22 protein-coding genes are annotated in these 22,707 nt (G+C 73.3%); 11 read left to right on the forward strand and 11 right to left on the reverse strand.

The genetic code is table 11. The features are described from left to right. Window positions 1-5 precede the first annotated feature (5 nt). Window positions 6-2,135, reverse strand: coding sequence for an HNH endonuclease signature motif containing protein (locus tag ACU436_RS16315; protein ID WP_459026105.1), 2,130 nt, complete (start codon window positions 2,133-2,135; stop codon window positions 6-8). 287 nt (window positions 2,136-2,422) lie between these two features. Here ACU436_RS16315 and ACU436_RS16320 point away from each other — a divergent pair, with 287 nt between their 5' ends. Beyond that, window positions 2,423-3,553, forward strand: coding sequence for a DUF1565 domain-containing protein (locus tag ACU436_RS16320; RefSeq protein WP_459026107.1), 1,131 nt, complete (start codon window positions 2,423-2,425; stop codon window positions 3,551-3,553). Here ACU436_RS16320 and ACU436_RS16325 read toward each other — a convergent pair. After that, window positions 3,534-4,046, reverse strand: a complete 513-nt coding sequence (locus ACU436_RS16325; protein ID WP_459026109.1) for a MarR family winged helix-turn-helix transcriptional regulator — start codon at window positions 4,044-4,046, stop codon at window positions 3,534-3,536. The two genes, ACU436_RS16320 and ACU436_RS16325, sit on opposite strands and share 20 nt — an antisense overlap. A gap of 47 nt (window positions 4,047-4,093) precedes the next feature. Here ACU436_RS16325 and ACU436_RS16330 point away from each other — a divergent pair, with 47 nt between their 5' ends. Next, window positions 4,094-4,489 carry a DUF5313 family protein gene (locus ACU436_RS16330; RefSeq protein ID WP_459026111.1) on the forward strand — a complete coding sequence of 132 codons (396 nt, stop codon included), beginning with the start codon at window positions 4,094-4,096 and terminating at the stop codon, window positions 4,487-4,489. A 5-nt stretch (window positions 4,490-4,494) separates the two neighbouring features. On the opposite strand, the gene ACU436_RS16335 is transcribed toward ACU436_RS16330, so the two are convergent. The 8 genes from ACU436_RS16335 to ACU436_RS16370 form a co-directional block, all read right to left on the reverse strand. Next, entirely contained in the window at window positions 4,495-4,920 is a 426-nt protein-coding gene (locus ACU436_RS16335) for a nuclear transport factor 2 family protein (protein ID WP_459026113.1), read from the reverse strand. Between the two features lie 16 nt (window positions 4,921-4,936). Next, entirely contained in the window at window positions 4,937-5,776 is an 840-nt protein-coding gene (gene fdhD, locus ACU436_RS16340) for a formate dehydrogenase accessory sulfurtransferase FdhD (RefSeq protein WP_459026115.1), read from the reverse strand. Next, the gene (locus ACU436_RS16345) at window positions 5,764-6,972 is read right to left on the reverse strand and encodes a molybdopterin molybdotransferase MoeA (protein ID WP_459026117.1); all 1,209 of its coding nucleotides are present in this window, start codon (window positions 6,970-6,972) and stop codon (window positions 5,764-5,766) included. Before ACU436_RS16345 ends, fdhD begins: the two co-directional genes overlap by 13 nt. Then, window positions 6,969-7,193, reverse strand: coding sequence for a formate dehydrogenase subunit delta (locus ACU436_RS16350; RefSeq protein ID WP_459026118.1), 225 nt, complete (start codon window positions 7,191-7,193; stop codon window positions 6,969-6,971). Before ACU436_RS16350 ends, ACU436_RS16345 begins: the two co-directional genes overlap by 4 nt. After that, window positions 7,194-10,019 carry a formate dehydrogenase subunit alpha gene (gene fdhF, locus ACU436_RS16355; protein ID WP_459026120.1) on the reverse strand — a complete coding sequence of 942 codons (2,826 nt, stop codon included), beginning with the start codon at window positions 10,017-10,019 and terminating at the stop codon, window positions 7,194-7,196. After that, entirely contained in the window at window positions 10,016-11,527 is a 1,512-nt protein-coding gene (locus tag ACU436_RS16360) for a formate dehydrogenase beta subunit (protein ID WP_459026122.1), read from the reverse strand. Before ACU436_RS16360 ends, fdhF begins: the two co-directional genes overlap by 4 nt. After that, the gene (locus tag ACU436_RS16365; RefSeq protein WP_459026123.1) at window positions 11,524-12,012 is read right to left on the reverse strand and encodes a formate dehydrogenase subunit gamma; all 489 of its coding nucleotides are present in this window, start codon (window positions 12,010-12,012) and stop codon (window positions 11,524-11,526) included. The genes ACU436_RS16360 and ACU436_RS16365 overlap by 4 nt, the downstream gene beginning before the upstream one ends. Before the next feature lie 72 nt (window positions 12,013-12,084). Next, window positions 12,085-12,651, reverse strand: coding sequence for an ASCH domain-containing protein (locus ACU436_RS16370; protein ID WP_459026125.1), 567 nt, complete (start codon window positions 12,649-12,651; stop codon window positions 12,085-12,087). Between the two features lie 87 nt (window positions 12,652-12,738). On the opposite strand from ACU436_RS16370, the gene hrcA reads away from it, so the two are divergent. The 7 genes from hrcA (at window position 12,739) to ACU436_RS16405 (ending at window position 19,899) form a co-directional block, all read left to right on the forward strand. Then, entirely contained in the window at window positions 12,739-13,758 is a 1,020-nt protein-coding gene (gene hrcA, locus ACU436_RS16375; protein WP_459026127.1) for a heat-inducible transcriptional repressor HrcA, read from the forward strand. 61 nt (window positions 13,759-13,819) lie between these two features. Next, complete coding sequence (dnaJ, locus tag ACU436_RS16380; RefSeq protein ID WP_459027010.1) at window positions 13,820-14,974, forward strand: molecular chaperone DnaJ; 1,155 nt, start codon at window positions 13,820-13,822, stop codon at window positions 14,972-14,974. 8 nt (window positions 14,975-14,982) lie between these two features. Beyond that, on the forward strand, window positions 14,983-15,762 hold the full coding sequence (locus ACU436_RS16385) for an alpha/beta fold hydrolase (protein WP_459026129.1): 780 nt from the start codon (window positions 14,983-14,985) through the stop codon (window positions 15,760-15,762). Continuing rightward, window positions 15,759-16,496 carry a 16S rRNA (uracil(1498)-N(3))-methyltransferase gene (locus ACU436_RS16390; RefSeq protein ID WP_459026131.1) on the forward strand — a complete coding sequence of 246 codons (738 nt, stop codon included), beginning with the start codon at window positions 15,759-15,761 and terminating at the stop codon, window positions 16,494-16,496. Before ACU436_RS16385 ends, ACU436_RS16390 begins: the two co-directional genes overlap by 4 nt. Before the next feature lie 197 nt (window positions 16,497-16,693). Beyond that, on the forward strand, window positions 16,694-17,443 hold the full coding sequence (locus tag ACU436_RS16395; RefSeq protein ID WP_459026133.1) for an alpha/beta hydrolase family protein: 750 nt from the start codon (window positions 16,694-16,696) through the stop codon (window positions 17,441-17,443). A gap of 72 nt (window positions 17,444-17,515) precedes the next feature. Beyond that, complete coding sequence (locus tag ACU436_RS16400) at window positions 17,516-18,277, forward strand: cyclase family protein (protein ID WP_459026135.1); 762 nt, start codon at window positions 17,516-17,518, stop codon at window positions 18,275-18,277. Further along, window positions 18,274-19,899: a thiamine pyrophosphate-binding protein gene (locus tag ACU436_RS16405; RefSeq protein ID WP_459026136.1), complete on the forward strand. Its 1,626-nt coding sequence runs from the start codon at window positions 18,274-18,276 to the stop codon at window positions 19,897-19,899. Before ACU436_RS16400 ends, ACU436_RS16405 begins: the two co-directional genes overlap by 4 nt. Before the next feature lie 221 nt (window positions 19,900-20,120). Here ACU436_RS16405 and ACU436_RS16410 read toward each other — a convergent pair whose 3' ends face one another. Further along, on the reverse strand, window positions 20,121-20,576 hold the full coding sequence (locus tag ACU436_RS16410) for a winged helix-turn-helix transcriptional regulator (protein ID WP_459026137.1): 456 nt from the start codon (window positions 20,574-20,576) through the stop codon (window positions 20,121-20,123). A gap of 59 nt (window positions 20,577-20,635) precedes the next feature. Here ACU436_RS16410 and ACU436_RS16415 point away from each other — a divergent pair, with 59 nt between their 5' ends. Both ACU436_RS16415 and ACU436_RS16420 read left to right on the forward strand, forming a co-directional pair. Then, on the forward strand, window positions 20,636-21,853 hold the full coding sequence (locus ACU436_RS16415) for an MFS transporter (protein WP_459026139.1): 1,218 nt from the start codon (window positions 20,636-20,638) through the stop codon (window positions 21,851-21,853). An 80-nt stretch (window positions 21,854-21,933) separates the two neighbouring features. Then, a complete protein-coding gene (locus ACU436_RS16420; RefSeq protein WP_459026141.1) occupies window positions 21,934-22,593 on the forward strand; it encodes a DUF4232 domain-containing protein in 660 nt (219 codons plus the stop codon). The last annotated feature ends 114 nt before the right edge of the window (window positions 22,594-22,707 follow it).

Consider the following 22,707-nt stretch of genomic DNA (forward strand, 5'->3'; position numbering starts at 1 on the left):
CGCGCCTAGAACGGTGGTTCCTCCTCGTCGTCGGGTGCTGGTGGTGGCGACGGTGGCGGGTCGCGGCCTTCTCGCCACAGGATCTGCGGGTCGATGCGGTGCCCGTCCTCGACGTCGGGGTCGGGGTCGTCACGCGGATCGGTGCCGTCGGCTGGTGGGTCCGGGTCGGGTAGGTCGGGCCGGATCGGTTCCCCGCGGGTGCGGTAGATGCGCCCGAGCGGGGAGATCCACACGAAATGCCCCGGTTCGGGCTGGTTGAGCGTCCACCCCCGGTCCTTGTCCGGATGGTGTCGCCAGCAGCATGGCCCGAGGTTGACCTCGACGGTGTGTCCGCCCCAGGCGTGTTCCCAGGTGTGGTCCAGCTGCGAGCGGCGTGCGGGGCGTTCGCAGCCGGGGCCGATGCAGGTGCGGTCGCGGACCTGCACATGCCGGCCCAACGCGGCGCGGGCGAACCGGGCCCGTGGATGCGTGGATAGTTCCCGCCACAGGCGGTGGCGGTCGGCCCACTGGTCGGCGATCTCGGCGATGACTCCGGTCCACTCGCCGGCCAGGTCGGGGTCGGCGGCGAAACGATGCAGCTCGGCCACGGTCAGGTGCAGCTCCACCACCCCACCCCGGACCCGCTCTCGGGGTGGATCGCCAACACGTGGTCGGCGCCGTAGCGGCCCGGCCAGCAGCAGATACCCCTGGGCGTCGACGATCGCGAACTGCCACTGCGCGCCGCGGCGTTGCCGGGCGACGGTGGCGCGGGCGATGTCGGCGTCGACCGGCCCCAGGCCGGGGATCTGCGCGGGGCGCTGGTCGTGGCCCAGCACGGTGGCCAGCCCGACCCGCACCTCGATGCCCTCCCGGGTCCGGACCCGCTCCCCGCGCCAGCGGTCCTCGCCGGTGCCGGGTGAGGCCGCGCCGACGGCTTCCCCGTCGATCGCGTCCGCACCAGGTTCCATCTCGCCGGTCGCCATCTCGCCGGTCGCCATCTCGGAAGAGGCTTCCGCGTTGGCGGCGTCCTGATCGGCCGCCCCTGTGGCGGCGGACCGCGCGCCAACACCGGCTTCGACACCGGCTTCGACACCGGGCTCGGTGGGGCTGGCTCCGGCGGGATCGGCCCCGTCGGCGAGGGCAGCGCCGGCCGAGTCGGTGTCGTCGCTGCCGGCGTCGTCGCTGCCGGTGTCTTCGGTGCCGGTGTCTTCGGTGCCGGTGTCTTCGGTATCGGTGTCTTCGGTATCGGTGTCGGCGCCTTCGGCGGCGTCGTCGTCGGTGACGTCGGTATCGGTGTCGGTGTCGCCGGTGTCGGTGTCGCCGGGGCGGGGCCGGTCCAGCAACCGGGCCAGGATCTGCCCCTCGGTCAACCCGTAGAAGGACCCGTCCAACATGCCCAGGAACAGATCAGCGCAGATCTGCGCCAGCCGGCCGGGATGCCCGACGCGTTTCGCCGCCTCGGCGAGCCGGTCCAACCGCGCGGCCGCCGCAGCCGCCTCATCCGGCGGCAGACCCTCCCCCGACAGGGTCGCGGTGCCATCCCGATTCAGGTACAACGCCACCCCACGCCCCCGCAGCCCACGCCGATACCGGCGCCGGTGGAACTCCGGGTCGATCGCCAGGATCGCCGCCAGCAGCCGCCGCGACAACCGCCGCGCCGTCCACCCCGGCGCCAACGGCACGAACCGCTCACACAACCGGCGGATCTGCGCCGGGGTCAGCTCCCCGCGGGCCGGATCCAGATGATCACAGAAGACCTTCGCCTTACCCCGGTCGATCAGGCCCTGTTCCAGAGCGGCGAACACCAACGGCAGACCGCGCACCAGCACCCGGGCGAAATCCAGCTCCCGATCCGCCGCGGTCGGCGTCCACGTCAGGCCGGCCGCGATCTCATGGGACGCCCACTCGAAATCATCCCCGGCCCGGGCCACCGCCCCCGCGGGTAGGCCCGCGACCGGCATCGCGCACGAGATCTCCACCATCCCCGCCAACAGCCCGGCCTGCTCGTGGGCCAACTGCCGCGACCGGGCCTGCAGGACCTCCACCAACCGCGCATTCGGCACCCGCGACCAGGGCAGCTGGCCGAGCAGCGCAGACAGCTGCGGACCGGGCGGCAGGTCCACCACCCGATCGATCAGCTCCACCACTCCCGGCACGATTCGAACATACGATCGACCCCCGACGCTTCGGGTTCTCCGGCGTGCGGCCGGTGAGAGATCACCGGAATGGCCCAACGGATAGCTCGGCGCTTCACGTCGATATCAACGGAAGGTCGCGAGACTTCGGCGCCGTGGCCGAAACCCCCACGACGAACAGTCGCCGATCGATCGCGATCGTGTTGATTGTCCTCGGAGTGATCGCCCTCGTCGTCACCTTCGTGATCGTTTCGACGACGGGGGGACCGACGGACCCGTCCCCAGGTCCCGGTGCCGAGGCGCGGCAGATGTACGTGAGCCCGACCGGGAACGACACCGGTGACGGGTCGCAGGCCGCGCCGCTGCGCACGATTCAGGCCGCCCTCGACGACGCCGAGGCGGGCACGGTGATCAACCTCGCGCCCGGCGAGTACCGCGAGCAGCCGACGACCCAGCGCGACGGCGATCCGGACGCGCCGATCACGATCAGGGGCCCGGAGAACGGCAAGGACCCGTCGGGTCGCAGCCAGGCGGTTCTGTACGGCGCGGGTCGCATCTTCAACATCGACCACAGCTACTACACGCTCGAAGGGTTCACGATCGACGGCCAGGAGGGGCTGCCCGCCGGTCGGCTGCCGGCCGACCTCGGTGCCGTCGACGCCTTCAAGGCCGGCGCTCAGCCGCAGGTCAAGGACAGCAAGCTCATCTACATCGGCTCGGCGGACACGGCCCGGGACATCACCGGCATCACGGTCCGGAACATGTTCCTCACCGAGGCGGGCACGGAATGCGTGCGCTTGCGCAACAATGCGACCGGCAACACGATCGCCGACTCGGTGATCCAGTACTGCGGCCTGTTCGGCAAGAAGGCCGAGGGCGACGACAACGACGACGACAACAAGGATGACGGCAAGGACGGGGACGGCGACGAGGGCGGCGGCGGCCGGTTCGAGTTCCACAACGGGGAGGGCGTCTACATCGGCACCAGCCCGAAGTCCGACAACCAGCCGATGGCCGAGAACGACACGAGCTCCGGCAACCAGGTCACCGGCAACACCATCCGCACGTTCGGCTCCGAGTGCTTCAACGTCAAGGAGAACGCGCACGACAACGTGTTCGAGAACAACGAGTGCTCGGGCAACACGGAGCCCCGCGAGTTCAACGGCAGCAACGTCGAGCTGCGCGGTCACGGCAACATCGTGCGGGGCAACGTGATCGCCGACAGCGCCGGCTGGAACGTGAAGATCCAGACCGACGACGAGGACGACTACGACAACGGTGGGAACGTCCTCGTGGACAACACCCTCTCCGGGTCGGCGGCCGAACCGGTGCGCATCGGCTCGGACGCCCCCCAGGGGGCGTTCTGCGGGAACCGCGTCACGGCGGCAACCCAGGTGGACGGGCCGTCGCCCGGAGACATCACGGCTCCGTGCCCGTGAGGTCGCCCTCCGGCTGACCTGGCTGGTCCGGGTCGGCGCGGGTGGCCGCGATCACGGCGGTGAGCTCGGTGTGCAGGCGCTCGAGGTCGGCCAGCGGCAGGCCGAGTCGCTCCACGACGGCCGGCGGGATCCGCTCGGCCTCGGCACGTAGGGCCCGGCCCTGATCGGTGAGGGTCACGGCCAGCGTGCGCTCGTTGCCCGGCACCCGCTGCCGGGACAGCAGGCCGGCCATCTCGAGGCGCTTGAGCAGCGGCGACAGCGTGCCGGGGTCGAGGGACAGCACCGTGGCCAGATCGGTGAGCGAGCGCGGCGAGCGCTCCCACAGCGCGAGCATCACCAGGTACTGGGGGTGGGTGAGGCCCATCGGCTCGAGGAGTGGCCGGTAGAGCGCGATCACGTTGCGCGCCGCCACCGCGAGCGCGAAGCAGACCTGGCGGTCCAGGCGCAGGAGGTCGGCCGCGTGGGGGTGCTCACGGTTGGGTTCGGCAGCCACGGGTCCAGCGTACGATACTTGGGACACCAAGAGTTGGGGTGATAAACGTGGCCCTTCGCCGGCCCGGCCCGCTGCGTTGGCTGGCCTACGCCTACGGAGCGGGACTGCCGCCGGAGTACCGCGAGTGGGTGCTGCACGACGTCACCACCCGCACCCGGTACCTGCGGCACTTCGCGCGCGCGGTCGCGCAGCTGGTGCCGCTGCTCGTGGTGATCTACCTGGTCCTGCCCGGCCCGGCGTGGGTGCGGGGCTGTGCGGCACTGAGCGGTGCCCTGATCGGTCTCTTCTACTCGATGGTCTACGTGGACGAGTCGGCCGAGCACCGCACGCTCAAGGCCGGCTACCCCCGGGGCACCACCAAGCGCGTGCGTGACGAGGCCGACGCGGAGGGGCAGGCCGAGCGTGACCGCCGCTACGCGGAGCAGTGGCGCCGGGAGGAATGAGGCGGTCAGGCCGGTGACACGCGGTTCCAGAAGTCGGTGAACTCGATCGTGTCGAAGAAGGCGATCACCTCGACGATCGCGGCCCCCGCCAGCCGCATGTACCAGGTGTAGGTGTTCTCGTACGGCATGCCGTCGCGTGCGGTGCCGGACCCGTCGAAGAGCGCGACGACCCAGTCGCCGTCGGCGTACAGCGCCCGGACGGTCGGCCGGAGCGGGACCTCCATGCGGGCGTTGAAGGGGTCGATGACGACGTCGAGGAACTCCTGACGGCTGCCGTAGGCGCGGGAGACCGGGCTGTTGCCGACGATCGTCCAGGTGGCGTCGTCGGCGAGGAGCGCGAACGGGCCGCCGGTGCCCGCGGCCCATTCGTCGAACGCCGCCCGGATGCGGTCCTTGTTCGCCTGCTCAGCGGCGAGGTCGCGCTCGCTCACCGGATCCTTCCTCCGATCACGACGCGTGGGCGACCGGCGCCAACCTGTCCCCGTGGCAGTAGACGTTCATCCGCCCGTCGCGGACGAACCCGGCCACGGTGAGGCCGCACTCGGCGGCCAGCTCGACCGCCAGTGAGGACGGGGCGGAGACGGCGGCGAGCACCGGAACCCCGGCCATCACGGCCTTCTGCGCCAGCTCGAACGACGCCCGCCCGGACACGACGAGCACCGAGCCGCGGGCCGGAACGCGGCCCTGCATGAGCGCCCAGCCCAGTACCTTGTCGACGGCGTTGTGGCGCCCGACGTCCTCACGCACCACCAGCGGCTCGCCCTCCGCGGTGAAGAGGCCGGCCGCGTGCAGGCCGCCGGTGCTGTCGAACACGCGCTGCCGCTCCCGCAGGACGTCCGGGAGGGTGGCCAGCAAGTCCGGCGCGACGCGCACCGGGTCGTCCGCGGGGGAGTACCGCGTGCGCAGCCGCACCGCGTCGAGCGACGCCTTGCCGCACACGCCGCACGAGGACGTCGTGTAGAAGTTGCGCTCCACCCCGGTGTCGGGCGGGGGGACGCCCTCCGCGAGGCCGACGTCGAGCACGTTGTAGGTGTTGCGGCCGTCCTCGTCGAGCGAGCCGCAGTACCGGGCATCACGGATGTCCGCGGCGGCGCCGATGACGCCCTCGGTGAGCAGGAAGCCGTGGGCCAGCTCGACGTCGTGGCCCGGCGTCCGCATCGTGACGGCGAGGGCGCGGCCGTCGATGCGCAGCTCGAGGGGTTCCTCGACGGCGAGGGCGTCCGGGCGCCGGATGCTGCCCTCCGGGCCGAGCCGCAGTACTGGACGGCGGGCGATCAGACGGCCCATGGGCGCGCTCCGGGGTCGAGGGGGAGGAGGCGGGCGGCGATCGCGTCCGCTGGTCCCGGGTCTACCACAGCGAAGGCGTCGGCGGCGGCCGCGCCGCGGAGCATCGCCGAGCCGCTGTGGCCCACGGGCACGGCGCCGGACGGTTCGACAGCCACCGGCACCAGGCGGGTGTGCAGGGAGTGGCGGCCGATCCCGCCGGGCACCGGCACGGCCATGAGGGCGGGGAGCGGTTCCCCGCGCAGCCCGGCCAGCACCGGGACGGCGACGGTCAGGAACGCGGCCAGCGCGGCGAGCGGGTTGCCCGGCAGGCCCACCACGAGGGTGTTGCCGACCCGGGCCAGTGCCTGCGGGTGCCCCGGCCGGCACCGGACGCCGTCGACGAGCAGGTCGGCGTGCAGCTCCGCGAGCACGGCGCGGAGGTGGTCGGCGGGGCCGGCCGCGGAGGATCCGGAGATCAGGACGAGGTCGGCCGACTCCTCCGCCGCGGTCGCGAGGGTGGTGCGCAGGAGCTCCCGGTCGTCCCGGAGCGCGACCGAGGCCGGGTCCTGCCGGGCGCCGGCGCGCTCGAGCAGCCCGGGGAGCATCGGGCCGATCGCGTCCCGGACCTTGCCCGGGCCGGGTCGCCCCGAGTGGACCAGCTCGTTCCCGGTGACGAGCGTGACGACCCGGGGCTGCGGGCGCACGAGCAGCCGGTCGTAGCCCAGCGCGGCGGCGAGCCCGAGCACCGCGGGGGTCACCCGGGTGCCGGCCGGCAGCAGCGCCTCGCCCGCCGCGCACTCCTCGGCCGCGGGCCGGATGTGGCGTCCGGGCGGTGCGGCGCCGCGCAGCAGCGCGTCGTCGCGGACCGCGTCCTCGTCGGCGAGCACGGACGTGGTGCCGGCAGGGAGCGGCGACCCGGTGACGACCGCGCACGCCTCGCCGCCGGCCAGGTGACCGCCGCCGTCCACCACGGTCCACGGGGGTGCGCCGCAGACCGCGTAGCCGTCCATCGCCGAGCGGGGCACCGGCGGGTGGTCGGCCACGGCGACGAGGGGGGCCGCGAGCACCGTGCCGTCGGCGTCGGCGATGGCGACCTCGCGGGGCGGCAGCACGGTGGTGGCCGCGTGGGCGACCTCCCGCGCCGCGTCCCAGGCGAGGCTGCCGGCCCCATCCCGACCCGCACCGACGGCCGCGTGCCGCGCGTGCGCGCTGGTCACGACACGCCCGCCGGGTCGAGCAGCTCCGCCGCCCGCAGGGCGATGGGATCGAGCCCCTCGCCCCCCGCGGCGGTGTGCTCGAGGAGCGCGGTGCGCATCCGCGGGTCCCAGAACGCGCGTATGTGGTGGGCCACGGCCCGGGCGGCCTCGTCGGGCCCCCGGTGCGCGAGGTGCAGGGCGACGTCGTTGGCCAGGCGGACGTGCGGAGGTGATCCGTCCATCTACTCGCCCGCCGCCGGCACCGGGCGGGAGCGCAGCGACTCCCGCACCGCCGTCTGTTCGGCAGTGACCGCCACCTGCACCGCCGTGACCTTGTACTCCGGGCAGTTGGTGGCCCAGTCCGAGTTCTCGGTGGTGACGACGTTCGCGCCGGTGACCGGGTGGTGGAACGTGGTGTAGCAGACCCCCACCGGCATGCGCTCCGAGACGAGCGCGCGCAGCGTGGTGCGTCCCACCCGGCTGGAGAGCACGACCATGTCGCCGTCGTTCACGCCGCGCACCTCGGCGTCGTGCGGGTGGAGCTCGAGCAGGTCCTCGGGGTGCCACGCGGAGTTGGCCGTGCGGCGCGTCTGGGCGCCGACGTTGTACTGAGTGAGGATTCGGCCCGTGGTGAGGATCAGCGGGTACTTCCGCGTGGAGCGCTCGCTCGTGGGCACGTACACGGTCTCCATGAACCTGCCTTTACCCCGCACGAAGCCGTTCATGTGCATGATCGGGGTGCCGTCCGGTGCGGCCTCGTTGCACGGCCACTGCACGCTGCCCACCCGGTCGAGCTGGTCGAACGAGACGCCGGCGAACGTCGGGGTGGTGAACGCGATCTCGTCCATGATCTGGCTCGACGAGTCGTAGTGCATCGGGTAGCCCATCGCCTGCGCTATCTCGCAGACGATCTCCCACTCCTGCTTGCCGGTCTGCGGCGCCATCACCGGGCGCACCCGGTTGATCCTGCGCTCGGCGTTGATGAAGGTGCCGTCCTTCTCCAGGAAGGACGTGCCGGGCAGCAGCACGTGCGCGAACTTCGCGGTCTCGTTGACGAACAGGTCCTGCACCACGAGCAGGTCGAGCGCGGCGAGCGCGGCGTGGACGTGCTGGGTGTTGGGGTCGGACTGGGCGATGTCCTCGCCCTGCACGAACAGGGCCCGGAAGCTGCCGTCGACGGCGGAGTCGAACATGTTCGGGATGCGCAGGCCCGGCTCGGCGAGGATCGGCGTGCCCCACAGCTGCTCGTAGATGCCGCGGACGTCGTCGTCGCCCACGTGCCGGTAGCCGGGCAGCTCGTGCGGGAACGAGCCCATGTCGCAGGACCCCTGCACGTTGTTCTGCCCGCGCAGCGGGTTGACCCCGACGCCCTCGCGCCCGATGTTGCCGGTGGCCATCGCGAGGTTGGCCATGGCCATGACGGTGGTGGAGCCCTGGCTGTGCTCGGTGACGCCCAGGCCGTAGTAGATGGCCCCGTTGCCGCCTTCCGCGTAGAGGCGGGCGGCCGCGCGCAGCTCTTCCGCGGGGACGCCGGTGATCTCGGCGACGGCGTCGGGACTGTGCTCCGGGCGGGCGACGAACGCCTCCCACTTGGCCACCTCCTCGCAGCGGTCCTCCACGAAGGTGCGGTCGACGAGGCCCTCCGTGACGATCACGTGGGCCATCGCGTTGAGGACCGCGACGTTCGTGCCGGGCGTGAGGGAGAGGTGGTGGACGGCCTCGATGTGCGGGGTGCGGACGAGGTCGATCCGCCGCGGGTCGATCACGACGAGCTTCGCGCCCTGCCGCAGCCTGCGCTTCATCCGGGACGCGAACACCGGGTGCGCGTCGGTCGGGTTCGCCCCGATCAGCAGGATGACGTCGGCCTTCTCCACGGACTTGAAGTCCTGGGTTCCGGCCGACGTGCCGAAGGTCTGGCTGAGCCCGTAGCCGGTGGGGGAGTGGCACACCCGGGCGCAGGTGTCGACGTTGTTGTTGCCGAAGACGGCCCGCACCATCTTCTGGACGGCGTAGACCTCCTCGTTCGTGGTGCGGGACGAGGTGATGGCGCCGATCGAGCCGGAGCCGTGCTCGGCCTGGATCTCGCGCAGCCTGCGCGCCGTGAAGCCGATCGCCTCCTCCCAGGAGACCTCGCGCCACTCGTCGGTGATCGACTCGCGCAGCATCGGCTTCATGACCCGGTCCGGGTGGCTCGCGTAGCCGAACGCGAACCGGCCCTTGACGCAGGAGTGGCCCTCGTTGGCGCCGCCGTCCTTGTAGGGGACCATCCGCACGAGCTCGTCGCCGCGCAGCTCGGCCTTGAACGAGCAGCCGACGCCGCAGTACGCGCAGGTGGTGATGACGCTGCGGGTGGGCATCCCGAGCTCGACCACCGACTTCTCCTGCAGGGTGGCGGTGGGGCAGGCCTGCACGCAGGCGCCGCAGGAGACGCAGTCGGACTCCATGAACGGCACGCCCGCGCCCGCGGCGACCTTGGAGTCGAACCCGCGGCCCTCGATCGTCAGCGCGATCGTGCCCTGCACCTCGTCGCAGGCCCGGACGCAGCGCGAGCAGGCGATGCACTTGGACGCGTCGAAGTCGAAGTAGGGGTTGGACGTGTCCGTGAGCAGGTCCATGTGGTTCGCGCCGGCGTCCACGCCCGAGCCGTAGCGCACCTCGCGCAGCCCGGTGACGCCGGCCATGTCCTGCAGCTCGCAGTCGCCGTTGGCCGAGCAGGTGAGGCAGTCGAGCGGGTGGTCGGAGATGTAGAGCTCCATGACCCCGCGGCGCAGCTTGCCGAGCTTCTCGGTCTGCGTGCGCACCACCATCCCCGGCGCGACGGGCGTGGTGCACGACGCGGGCGTGCCGCGGGCGCCGTCGATCTCGACGACGCAGAGCCGGCACGACCCGAACGCCTCGAGGGAGTCGGTGGCGCACAGCTTCGGGATGTCGAGGCCGGCCTGCTTGGCGGCACGCATGACGGAGGTGCCGGGCGGCACCGTGACCGCGACGCCGTCGATCGTGACCTCGACGGTGGCGGCGCCTTCGCGGGCCGGTGTGCCGTAGTCGGGTTCCTTCAGCAAACTCATTTCGCGAAGTCCTCTCCGAAGTGCTGCACCGCACTGCGCACGGGCATGGGGGTCAGCCCGCCCATGGCGCAGAGCGACCCGTCGGTCATCAGCTCGCACAGGTCCTCGAGCACCACGAGGTTGCGCTCCCGGTCCTGACCGGTGGTGATGCGGTCGATCGTCTCGACGCCCCGCACCGCGCCCACCCGGCACGGCGTGCACTTCCCGCACGACTCCTCGGCGCAGAAGGAGAAGGCGAAGCGGGCCATCGCGGCCATGTCGACGGTGTCGTCGAAGACGACGATCCCGCCGTGCCCGAGCATCGCCCCGGCCTCGGCGAACGCCTCGTAGTCCATCGGCAGGTCGAACTTCTCCACGGGCAGGTACGCCCCGAGCGGCCCGCCCACCTGCACGGCGCGGGCGGGGCGGCCGGACGCGGTGCCGCCGCCGAAGTCCGTCAGCAGCTCGCCGAGGGTGATCCCGAACGCCGTCTCGACGATCCCGCCGCGCGCGATGTTGCCGCCCAGCTGGAAGACGCTGGTGCCGCGCGAGCGCCCGACGCCCAGCGCGGCGTAGGTCGCGGCGCCGTCGGCGAGGATCGCCGGCACCGAGGCGAGCGAGAGCACGTTGTTGACGACGGTCGGGCGGCCGAACAGGCCTTCGAGCGCCGGGATGGGTGGTTTCGCCCGCACCTGGCCGCGCTTGCCCTCGAGGCTCTCCAGCATCGAGGTCTCCTCGCCGCAGATGTAGGCGCCGGCGCCCACCCGGACGTGCAGGTCGAACGTGAGGTCCGAGCCGAGGATCCGCTCGCCGAGCCAGCCGCGTTCGCGGGCGGCCTCGATGGCCGCCGTGAGGGTCTCGATCGCGTCGGGGTACTCGGAGCGCAGGTAGACGTAGCCCTCGGAGGCGCCGACGGCGTGCGCCGCGATCGTCATGCCCTCGATGAGGGTGAACGGGTCGCCCTCGATCAGCATCCGGTCGGCGAACGTTCCCGAGTCGCCCTCGTCGGCGTTGCAGCAGACGAACTTGACGTCCGCCTCGGCGCCCAGGACCGTGCGCCACTTGATCCCGGTGGGGAAGCCCGCGCCGCCGCGGCCGCGCAGCCCCGACTCGACGACGGCCTCGACCACGGCCGTCGGGCTCGTCCGCAGCGCCGCCCGCAGGCCGGCGACGCCGCCGTGGGTCAGGTAGTCGTCGGGCGAGAGGGGGTCGACGACGCCGACCCGCGCGAACGTCACGCGCTGCTGCCGGCGCATCCACGGCAGGTCCTCGACCAGGCCGAGGCTCTCGCCCCGCCCGTCCAGCAGTCCCGCGGCGACCAGCCCGTCGACGTCCTCGGGGGCCACGGGGCCGTAGCCCACCCGGCCCGCCGGGGTCTCCACCTCGACGAGGGGCTCCAGCCAGAGCATCCCGCGCGAGCCGGTCCGCACGACCTCGACGTCCCCGCCGACGGCGGCGATCCGTTCGGCCACCGCGTCGGCGCCGACGGAGCGGGCCGCGGAGTCCCGCGGCACGAACACCCTCGTCATGCGCCTGCCACCTCTCCGAGCAGCGCGTCGAGGCGCGCCGGGCTCACCCGGCCGTGCAGCCTGCCGTCGACCTGGACCGCGGGGCCGAGGGCGCAGTTGCCGAGGCAGAAGACCTCGTCGAGGGAGACCGTGCCGTCGGAGGTGGTCTCGCCGAAGCCGACACCGAGCCTGCGGCGGGCGTGTGCGCCGAGGGCCTCGGCGCCGACGGCCTGGCACGCTTCGGCCTGGCAGATCCGCACGGTGGCGCGCCCGCCGGGTTCGCGGCGGAAGTCGCGGTAGAACGTGACGACCCCGTGCACCTCGGCGACGGCGATGTTGAGCACGTCGGCGATCACCGGCACGTCCGCCGCGTCGACGTGGCCCAGTTCGTGCTGCACGGCGTGCAGGATCGGCAGCAGGGGCCCGCGCAGCTCCCGCAGGCGCGTGGCGATCGCCCGCACCCGCTCGACCCGCAGCGCCGCGGGGCCGGACACTTCGGTCTTCATACTGTAGACAATCATGCGCTGACCTGGAGCGAGTCAAAACAAACTTCGTGATCCCGTGATAGATCCCGGTTATCAAGCCCGCCGGTAGGCCCGTCCCCGCGGCGAGAGCCGGTAGCCGACCTCGAGGCTCTCGGTCAGCCCCAGCTCCTTCAGCTTGCGGACGTCGCGCTTGAACGGCAGCGTCTCGCGCCCCATCCGCAAGGCGAGGTCGGGGGCGCGCACGCCGGGGTTCTCCGCGATCAGCTCGAGCACCGCGGCGGTCCACGGGCCGTGCGGCGAGGTACGGTCCATCCGCGCGAGCCGGGTGTCGATCTCGGCGCGGTCGGTCCGCGACAGCCGCCGCCTCGCCCGCAGCGCCACCCGCGGGTCGGGCCCGGCCAGCCGCACCCCGACGCGGTAGAGCTGCCCCTCGCCGCGCTGCGCGCCCTGCAGCGCGATGAGGTCGGTGAACCCCGCCGCGCGGGCGTCCTCGGGTGTCAGGGCGGTTTCCGCGACCGGCTCCACGGAGGTGAACTCCAGGACGCCGACCGCCGTGCGCTGCGCGCCGCCGACGCGGACGCGCGGCCGGTCCCAGCGCCGGAACAGTTGCGTGACGGTGCCGGCGGCGATGGCGTCGAGGACGGGGCGGCGGATCAGCACATGCCATATCGTGCCTGCGGTCCCATCTGCGCAGAACACATAGACTGGTGGGAAGTCCACGAGAACGTCGCAGGGAGGAGCGCTGCCGTGAACGCCGACGAGCGTCGCTTCGCCGTGCTGCGGGCGATCGTCGCGGACTACGTCTCCACCCACGAGCCGGTGGGCTCCAAGATGATCGTCGACCGGCACAACCTGGGCGTCTCCAGCGCCACCGTGCGCAACGACATGGCCGTCCTCGAGGAGGACGGGCTGATCGCCCAGCCCCACACGAGCGCGGGGCGCGTGCCCACCGACAAGGGCTACCGGCTGTTCGTCGACCGGTTGGCGCAGGTCAAGCCGCTGTCGGGGGCGGAGCGGCGCGCCGTGCAGGCCTTCCTGGAGGGCGCCGTCGACCTCGACGACGTGCTGCGGCGCAGCGTGCGGCTGCTCGCCCAGCTCACCCGGCAGGTCGCGGTGGTGCAGTACCCGACGCTCACCCGCTCCACCGTGCGGCACTGCGAGATCGTCGTGCTCACGCCCGCCCGGCTGATGCTGGTGCTCATCACCGACAGCGGCCGCGTCGACCAGCGGGTCGTCGATCTGGGTGACGTGGTCACCGACGACGCGGTGGCGCAGCTCCGCGCTCTCGTGAACGGGGCGCTGGTCGGCCGCCCGCTCGCGGTGGCCTCCGCGGCGGTCGCCGAACTCCCCCACACCGCGCCCGCCGAGCTGCGTGACCTCGTCATCGCCGTCGCCACGGTGCTGATCGAGACGCTCGTCGAGCACCCGGAGGAGCGGCTGCTGCTGGGGGGGACGGCCAACCTCACCCGCAGCACCGCCGACTTCCCGCACTCGCTCCGCCAGGTCCTCGAGGCCCTCGAGGAGCAGGTGGTGGTGCTCAGGTTGCTGGCGTCGGCCCGGGAGCCGAACACGGTCACGGTGAGCATCGGCGAGGAGAACGAGGCCGAGGAGATGCGCGACACCTCGGTCGTATCCATCGGTTACGGGCCGGGCACCGTGCTCGGTGGCATGGGGGTCCTCGGACCCACGAGGATGGATTACCCCGGATCGATCGCGGCGGTGCACGCCGTGGCGCGGTACGTGGGTGAGATCCTGGCTGGACGCTGACGCGCGGCAGAGGCCGCATTCGGAGCAGTACTGATCGAGAAGGACCATGGGGAACGCGCACGTGGTACGGGACTACTACGGGACACTGGGCGTCACGCCGGACGCCGGGCCCGACGAGATCAAGCGGGCCTACCGCAAGTTGGCGCGTGAACTGCACCCCGACGTGAACCAGGACCCGTCGGCGCAGGAGCGCTTCCGAGAGGTCAGCGCGGCGTACGAGGTGCTGTCCGACCCGGAGAAGCGCCGCATCGTCGATCTCGGCGGTGACCCGCTGGGCAACGGCGGGGGCGGGGGCGGCGCGGCCGACCCGTTCAGCGCGTTCGGCTTCGGCGACATCATGGACGCGTTCTTCGGCGGTCAGGGTGGCGTCCGCGGGCGGGGCCCGCGCAGCCGGGTGCAACCGGGTGGCGACGCCCTGATCCGCATGCGGCTCACCCTCGAGGAGTGCGCGACCGGCGTCACCCGCGACCTGACGGTCGACACCGCGGTCCTCTGCGACGAGTGCACCGGTTCGGGCTGCGCGCCGGGGAGCGTGCCCACGATGTGCGACATCTGCAACGGCCGGGGCGAGGTGCAGAGCGTGCAGCGCTCGTTCCTCGGCCAGGTCGTCACGTCGCGGCCCTGCCCCAACTGCCGCGGCTTCGGAGAGGTCATCCCCGAGCCGTGCCGGCAGTGCGGCGGCGACGGTCGCGTCCGCTCGCGGCGCACCGTCGGTGTGCGCATCCCCCCGGGCGTGGCCGACGGCATGCGCGTCCGGCTGGCCGGGCAGGGCGAGGTCGGCCCCGGCGGCGGCCCTGCGGGTGACCTCTACGTGGAGGTCGAGGAGGAGCCGCACGACCTGTTCACCCGCGACGGCGCCGATCTGCACTGCACCGTGCAGCTGCCGATGACGGCCGCGGCCCTGGGCACCACGCTGCCGCTGCCCACCCTCGACGGCACCGAGGAGCTGCACCTGGAAGCGGGCACCCAGTCCGGCACCGTGCGCACGCTGCGGGGCAAGGGCATGCCGCGGCTGCGCTCCACCGGCCGGGTCGACGGCCACGGCGACCTGATGGTGCACGTCGACGTCGCCGTTCCCACCAAGCTCGACGCCAAGCAGACCGAGCTGCTGCGCGAGCTCGCGGAGCTGCGCGGTGAGGAGCAGCCCGACCTCGCGGGCGGCGCGCGCAACGGGCACGGCATATTCTCGCGGCTGCGCGACTCGTTCGGTCGCTGAGCGAATCGATGGAGCAGCCGGGCACGGTCACCACCGTCGGCGGCCACCCCACCTGGTACGCCGAGTACGGCGCCGGGGAACCGCTGGTCTACCTGCACGGTGGGTTCTCCAGCTCGCGCGAGCTCGGGCCGGTGCGGGACGCGTACGCCGGCCGGTTCCACGTCTTCACGCCCGACCGGCGCGGCCACGGGCACACCCCCGACATCCCGGGCCCGTTCACCTACGAGCTCTTCGCGCGCGACACCGTCGCGTTCCTGGACGAGGTCGTCGGCGGGCCGGCACACCTGGTGGGCTACAGCGACGGTGCCATCGCCGCGCTGCACGTGGCGCTCGCCCGGCCCGATCTCGTGCGCCGGATGGTGTTGATCAGCGGCCAGTTCCACCAGAGCGGCCTGCTTCCCGCGTTCTTCCACGGGCCGGACGCGGTGGCCGACCTGGCGGCCACCCCGCTGGCCGCCATGTACGCCGAGCAGTCCCCGGACGGCGCCGACCACTTCCCGGTGATCGCCGCGAAGGCCGTCGAGAACGCGCTCACCGGGCCGACGCTCCTCCCGGAGCAGCTCGCAGGCGTGGCGGCGCGCACCCTCGTCCTGTCCGGCGACGACGACGCCGTGGCCCTGGAGCACAGCATCGAGATGTACCGCTCGCTGCCGCAGGCCGAGCTGGCCGTCGTGCCCGGCACCTCGCACCTGCTGGTCGTGGAGAAACCCGCGCTGGTCACGCAGCTCGTGCTCGACTTCCTCATCACGGACCCGGTACCGACGATCATGCCCATCCGCCGCGCGTGACCACCGCGCCCCTCTTCCTGCTCGACCCCCTGCCGGCCGGCGGCACCGCCCGGCTGGACGGGCCCGAGGGCCGGCACGCCGCCACCGTCAAGCGGCTGCGGCCCGGTGAGGCGGTGCTCCTTTCGGACGGCCGCGGTGGGCTCGCGCACGCCGTGGTCGACGCGACCGGGCGCGACACCGTTGACCTGACGATCAGCGGGCGGGCCGACGCCGACCCGCCCGGCCCGCGCGTGCTGCTGGCGCAGGCACTCGTGAAGGGCGACCGCGGCGAGCTGGCCGTCGAGCTCGCCACCGAGGCGGGTGTGGACGGGATCCTGCCGTGGCGGGCCGCCCGCTGCGTCGCCCGCTGGGAGCAGGGGCCGCGCGGGGAGAAGGCGCTCGCGCGGTGGCGCGGCACGGTGCGCGAGGCCGCGAAGCAGGCCCGCAGGCCGTGGTTCCCGGTCGTCGAGGAGCCGGTCGGGACGGCCGCGCTCGCCCGCCGGGTCGCCGCGGTGGACCTGGCGATCGTGCTGCACGAGGCGGCCTCCGAGCGGCTCGCCGACGTGTCGTTGCCGGCCCGGGGCGAGCTGCTGCTCGTGGTCGGGCCGGAGGGTGGGGTCACCGACGACGAGGTCGATGCGCTCGTCGCGGCCGGGGCGCGGCCCGTGCGGCTGGGCCCCGAGGTGCTGCGCGCGTCCACCGCCGCCGCGGTGGCGCTGGGCGCATTGGGGGTCCTGACCACGCGCTGGGGGTGACATCCCTCGTCATCCGGGTGAGAGCGGGTTCCCCCAGGTCGTGGCGGGGGTACGGTGCCCATGTTCCGGTTGTAGTACCGCGGGTGTTCGCACCCACGGGCCGCCGGCAGATCCCCCCAGCCGGCGGAGCCACGCCGCGGTGGGTGCACCCCCCACGTCCACCGCGGCGTGGCGACCGGACGTGCCATGCTGGCCGCGTGCCGACACCGCTCCGGATCTCCTACGGCGACCACCCCAGCCAGTTCGGGGAGCTCACGCTCCCGGCAGGCGAGCCGCGCGCCGTCGTCGTCGTGGTGCACGGCGGGTTCTGGCGCCAGCGCCGCGACCTCGATCTCGGCCGGCCCCTCGCCGCCGACCTCGCCGCCGGCGGGTACGCCGCCTGGAACATCGAGTACCGGCGGGTGGGCGGCGACGGCGGTTGGACGGCGACGTTCGACGATGTCGCGGCGGCTCTCGACCTGCTCGCCGGCCGGGACCTGCCGCTGGACCGGGTCGTGGCCGTCGGGCACTCGGCGGGTGGGCACCTCGCCACCTGGCTCGCGGCGCGCCCCGGCCTGCCGGCCGGCGCCCCCGGCGCGGCTCCCGCCGTCCGCCTCTCCGGAGTGGTCAGCCAGGCCGGCGTGCTCGACCTCGTCGACGCCGAGCGGGAGGGCGTGGGCGACGGCGCGGCCTCCGACCTCCTCGGCGGCGGCCCGGACGACGTGCCCGACCGGTACGCCCTCGCCTCCCCGGTGGAGCGGCTGCCGACCGGCGTCCGCGTGGTGTGCGTGCACGGCACCGCCGACGTCAACGTGCCGATCCGGCAGAGCGAGCGGTTCGTGGCGGCCGCCGGCGACGAGGCGGAGCTGGTGACCCTGCCCGATGTCGACCACTTCGCGGTGATCGACCCGGCCGCGGAGGCGTGGAAGGCCTGCCGGGACGGGCTGGAGCGGCTGCTCGGGAACTGAGGTCGTACGGGCGGCGGTCTCGTCCAATAGGTTGGACCGGAAACGCCGTTCGTCCGAGCCCCGGGAGGCCCCGTGTCCGTGCTCTCCGATCTGCTTGCGGCGCTGCGTGAGCGCACCGTCGAGGTCGTCGACCTGACCGCGCAGCTGCAGGCCGACACCCCCGTGCTGCAGCTGCCGGCACCGTTCGCCAACGCGTCGGCGTTCGGGCTCTCCGAGATCAGCCGCTACGACGACCGCGGCCCCGCCTGGTACTGGAACGACATCCGGACCTCCGAGCACACCGGCACCCACTTCGACGCGCCGGTCCACTGGGTCACGGCGAAGGACGGCGAGGACATCGCGCAGGTCGCGCCGGAGAAGCTGCTCGCCCCGGCCGTGGTGCTGGACTTCGCGGACCAGGCTGCCGCGAACCCGAACTTCCTGCTCGAGATCGAGCACGTGCGGACCTGGGAGAAGGAGCACGGCGCGCTTCCCGAGGGCGGCTGGCTGCTCTACCGCACGGGGTGGGACGCCCGCAGCGCGGATTCCGACGCGTTCCTGAACGGGGGCGCGTCCCCGGGGATCTCGGGGGAGTGCGCGAAGTGGCTCGCCGAGGAGGCACCGATCATGGGTCTCGGCGTGGAGACGGTCGGCACCGACGCGGGCGCGGCGCACGGCTTCGACCCGCCGTTCCCGTGCCACAGCTTCCTGCTCGGCGCGGGCAAGTACGGGCTCACCCAGCTGCAGAACCTGGCCCAGCTGCCGCCCACCGGGGCCGTGGTGGTGGCCGGGCCGCTGCCGATCGTCGGCGGCTCGGGCAGCCCGGCGCGCGTGCTGGCGCTGGTGGAGCGGTGACGGTCGCCGAACTGGTCGGGCGGGCCCTCGCCGATCTGGGCGTCGGGCACGCGTTCGGGGTGGTGGGCAGCGGCAACTTCCACCTGACGAACGCGCTGCGCGACGGCGGCGTGCCCTACGTCGCGGCGCGGCACGAGGGCGGCGCCGCCACGATGGCCGACGCCTACGCCCGCACCAGCGGACGCGTCGGCGTCCTCTCGGTGCACCAGGGCTGCGGGCTCACCAACGCGCTGACGGGGATCACCGAGGCGGCGAAGAGCCGCACCCCGATGCTGGTGCTCGCCGCCGACACCGGCGCGGCGGCGGTGCGGTCGAACTTCCGGATCGACCAGGACGCGCTGGCCCGTTCGGTGGGCGCGGTGCCCGAGCGGGTGCACTCGCCCGGCTCGGCGCTCGCCGACGTCGTCCGCGCCTACCGCACCGTCGTGGAGCAGCGCCGCACCGTGGTGCTCAACGTGCCGCTCGACGTGCAGGCGGAGCCCGCGGAGGCCGGCCCGGTGCCCGCGCTGCAGTCGCTCGCGCCGGTCCGTCCGGGTGCGGACTCGGTGGCGGCGCTCGCCCGCCTGATCGCGGGGGCGCAGCGGCCCGTCTTCGTCGCGGGCCGCGGGGCCCGGGGCGCCGGTGGACAGCTGCGGGAGCTTGCGGCCGCGTCCGGGGCGTTGGTGGCCACGTCCGCGGTGGCGGCAGGGCTCTTCGCCGACGACCCGTGGGCGCTCGGGATCTCCGGCGGCTTCGCCACCCCGCTCGCCGCCGAGCTGATCTCGGGTGCCGACCTCGTCGTCGGCTGGGGCTGCACGCTCAACATGTGGACGATGCGCCACGGGGCGCTGATCGGCCCGGACGCCACGGTCGTACAGGTCGACCTGGACGCCGACGCGATCGGCGCGAACCGGCCGGTGCACCTTGGCGTGCTCGGCGACGTCGGCGCCACCGCCGCGGACGTGCGGGCCGCGCTCGACGGCTCGCGGACCGGCTACCGCACCCCGCAGGTCGAGACCGCGATCGCCGAGCGCGGCCGCTGGCGGTACGAGCCCTACAAGGACCTCACCGGGGCCGACGGCATCGACCCCCGATCACTCTCGATCGCCCTCGACGACCTGCTGCCCGCCGAGCGCACCGTGGCGGTGGACTCGGGCAACTTCATGGGCTATCCGAGCGCCTACCTGCGGGTGCCCGACGAGCACGGCTACTGCCTCACCCAGGGCTTCCAGTCGATCGGGCTGGGCCTGGCCACCGCGATCGGCGCGGCGTGCGCCCGGCCGGACCGGCTCGCGGTGGCGGCGCTGGGCGACGGCGGCGCACTCATGTCGGCGGCCGAGCTGGAGACGGTGGCGCGGCTGGGGCTCCCGATGGTGGTCGTGGTGTACGACGACCGCGGCTACGGCGCCGAGGTGCACCACTTCACCGGCGAGGACCACACGACCGTCGCCTTCCCGGACACCGACATCGCCGCCATCGGGCGGGGCTACGGCTTCGAGGCCGTCACGGTCAACGCGCAGGCCGACCTCGACGCCGTGGCGCGGTGGGTGGCCGGCCCGCGGGATCGACCGCTGCTCGTACACGCCCGGATCGCGTCCGACGGCGGCTCCTGGTGGCTGGCGGAGGCGTTCCGGGGGCATTAGGCGAGCAGGTCCGAACTCGATCATTGGTCGGGTGCGGCCAGGGACGAGCAGCGGGCGCTCCGGTGGCGCGGCCCCTGCGCCAGCGCCCAGATCAGGCGCTTGATCAGCGGAAATGGTGTGAGGGCGACAGAACTGTCGCCCTCATGGCTGCAGCGACAGCCATGGACAACCGAAACTTCGGATCATCCCCGCGTATCGACGGGCATCGGCCCCGCGCTGTGTCACCGGGCCGGCTTCTCGACGTGGGTGTTCGCGGCGGTGAGCGCGGCGCCGTCGGGCCGTTCCACGCGCAGTGTCGGAACCGGGGCGCCGGTCTCGTCGTCGACCAGCACCGAATGCGGCTCACCGGTGTCGAACGCGTGTGCCTCGCCCCACTGGCGCAAGGCCACGATCACGGTGAAGAGCTGCTCACCGGAGCCCGTGAGGGCGTACTCCTGGCGTTTCCCGGACGGAGCGGTCTGCCGGCGGAGGATGCCGTGGTCCACGAGCCGGCGTAGCCGGTCGGTCAGGATGTTCTTGGCGACGCCGAGGCCGCGCTGGAAGTCGGTGAACGACCGGGTTCCGCCGACGGCATCGCGGAGGATCAGCAGGCTCCACCGGTCACCGACGAGATCCACGGTGCGCGCGACGGGGCAGGAAGGGTCGGACCACCCACCCCCGGGCTCGATCGGTTGCATTTTACCACCTTTGCGTCTACGTTGCCGATTGGTTGCAATCTACTACCGATTGGACGGTCGTGCCGCCCTCGACACCCGCGCTTCCCACCATCGGACTCACTCCTGCGCGCCGCCTGCTGCTCGCGGTGCTGTGCGGGGTGTCGGTGGCGAACGTCTACTACGCCCAGCCCCTGCTCGAGCGGGTCGGCGCCGACATGTCGATCTCGACCGGGCAGCTGGGCTGGGTGGTGGCCGCCGGGCAGGCGGGCTACCTGGTCGGCCTCGCCGCGCTCGTCCCCCTGGGGGACTGGCTGAACCGCCGGTCGCTCATCCCGGCGCATCTGCTGCTGATCGCGGTGGGCGCCACCGTGGTGGCGACCTCGACGACCCCGTCGGCCCTCTACGCCGGGGTGGCGCTCGCAGGTGCCTTCTCGGTGGTGGTCCAGATCGCGGTCGCCTACACCGCGGCGCTGTCCCCTCCCGAGGAGCGCGGCCGGAACCTCGGGATCGTCACCTCCGGGGTGGTGGTCGGGATCATCACGGCCCGTACGGTCGCCGGGTTCGTCGGCGGCCTCGCCGGATGGCGGGCCGTCTACGCGTGCGCGGCCGCTGTGGCCGTGGCCATGGCCGTCCTGACCTGGATGGCGTTGCCCGACGACCGACCACGCCCGGCGCCGCGGTCGTACGGACGGGCGGTCGCCTCGATGCTCGTCCTCGGAGCCGCCGACCGGGTCTTCCGGACCCGGGCGCTGATCGCGTTCTTCCTGTTCGCCTCCTTCGGTGTGCTCTGGAGCGGTCTGGCCCTGCCGCTGAGCGCCGCCCCCTGGCGGCTCTCCCCGGAACGGATCGGTCTGTTCGGGTTCGCCGGCCTGGCCGGCACCCTCGGCGCGGCCCGCGCCGGTCGGTGGGCCGATCGCGGCCGGGCGGGCGCGGTCACGGTGGCGTCGCTGGCCGTCCTGATCGCCTCGTGGTGGTTCATCGGGCAGGCCGGGCACGCGTTGTGGCTCGTGGCCCTCGGCGCGGTGCTGCTCGACTTCGCCGTCCAAGCCGTGCACGTCACCAACCAGAACCTCATCGTCGCCCGGGACCCGGACTCGAGCAGCCGCATCATCGGCGCCTACATGATCTGCTACTCCCTGGGATCGGCCCTCGGCGCCGTCACGACCTCCACCCTCTACGCGCGGGCGGGGTGGCCGGCCGCGTCGATCTCGGGTGCCTGCTACGCCGCCGCCGCGCTCACGATCTGGCTCGTCGACCGGGTCGTGCCCGACCGCTCGACCGGCACCACCATCGGCTGAGGACCTCGTTCGCCATGGCAACCGTTCCCGTGCCGGCGCGTCTTTCCTGCACAGGGGAGTCGAACGGCAGGGGAACGGACATGGGCGGATCTCGGATCGCGGCGGGTGCAGGCGTTCTACTGGTGGGGATGGGGCTGCTGGTGGGCTGCGCGGGGACGGACCAGCCCACCGGCGTGGGGATCGCGACCGTCGCTCCGACGGCGACGCCGGCGGAGACGCCCGCGGCCGTGGCGCCCCCGGCGGCAGCGCCGGGCCCGCCTCCGCCCCCGGCAGCCGGTGGCGGTGGCGGGGCGGAGCGACCGCCCGACGTTCCCCCGGGGGACCCGCGGTGCGCGCCCGCCCAGCTCGCGGGGCGGATGGAGCCGGGAGAGCCGGGCGCCGGTCAGCGCGTGGCGACGCTCGTGGTGACCAACACGTCGACCAACACGTGCACGCTGTACGGCTACGGCGGCGCCGAGCTCTACACCGCGAGCGGGGTGCCGATCCCGACCCGGCTGACGCGGCTGCCCGACCCGGCGCCCGCACTCGTGCGGCTGCTGCCGGGGTCGGCCGCGCGGAAGGACCTGAAGTGGACCGTGGTGCCCACCGGCGACGAGCCGGTGGACGAGCCGTGCCAGGTGCCGGCCAGCCAGCTCCGCGTGATCCCGCCGGACGAGACCTCGCCGTTCTCCGTGATCTGGGACCTCGGGCCGGTCTGCGACGGCGGCCGGCTGGACGGCAGCGCCTTCTACCAGGCGTGACGGTCAGACGGCCAGCCGCGTCACGATCGAGGCCACCGCGAGCGCGAGGAACGCGCCCGCCAGCCCGAGCGACGGCGAGAAGTCGCGCACCCGCAGGTGGGTGAGGATCACCGG

The organism is Pseudonocardia wallangbongensis (assembly GCF_054486945.1).

Excerpts from the sequence above, each read along its gene's own strand:
- ACU436_RS16320 (WP_459026107.1), top strand. The coding sequence starts at position 2,423 with ATGTACGTGAGCCCGACCGGGAACGACACCGGTGACGGGTCGCAGGCC.
- fdhD (WP_459026115.1), bottom strand. The coding sequence starts at position 5,776 with ATGGGCCGTCTGATCGCCCGCCGTCCAGTACTGCGGCTCGGCCCGGAG.
- ACU436_RS16350 (WP_459026118.1), bottom strand. The coding sequence starts at position 7,193 with ATGGACGGATCACCTCCGCACGTCCGCCTGGCCAACGACGTCGCCCTG.
- fdhF (WP_459026120.1), bottom strand. The coding sequence starts at position 10,019 with ATGAGTTTGCTGAAGGAACCCGACTACGGCACACCGGCCCGCGAAGGC.
- ACU436_RS16360 (WP_459026122.1), bottom strand. The coding sequence starts at position 11,527 with ATGACGAGGGTGTTCGTGCCGCGGGACTCCGCGGCCCGCTCCGTCGGC.
- ACU436_RS16365 (WP_459026123.1), bottom strand. The coding sequence starts at position 12,012 with ATGAAGACCGAAGTGTCCGGCCCCGCGGCGCTGCGGGTCGAGCGGGTG.
- ACU436_RS16385 (WP_459026129.1), top strand. The coding sequence starts at position 14,983 with ATGGAGCAGCCGGGCACGGTCACCACCGTCGGCGGCCACCCCACCTGG.
- ACU436_RS16410 (WP_459026137.1), bottom strand. The coding sequence starts at position 20,576 with ATGCAACCGATCGAGCCCGGGGGTGGGTGGTCCGACCCTTCCTGCCCC.
- ACU436_RS16420 (WP_459026141.1), top strand. The coding sequence starts at position 21,934 with ATGGGCGGATCTCGGATCGCGGCGGGTGCAGGCGTTCTACTGGTGGGG.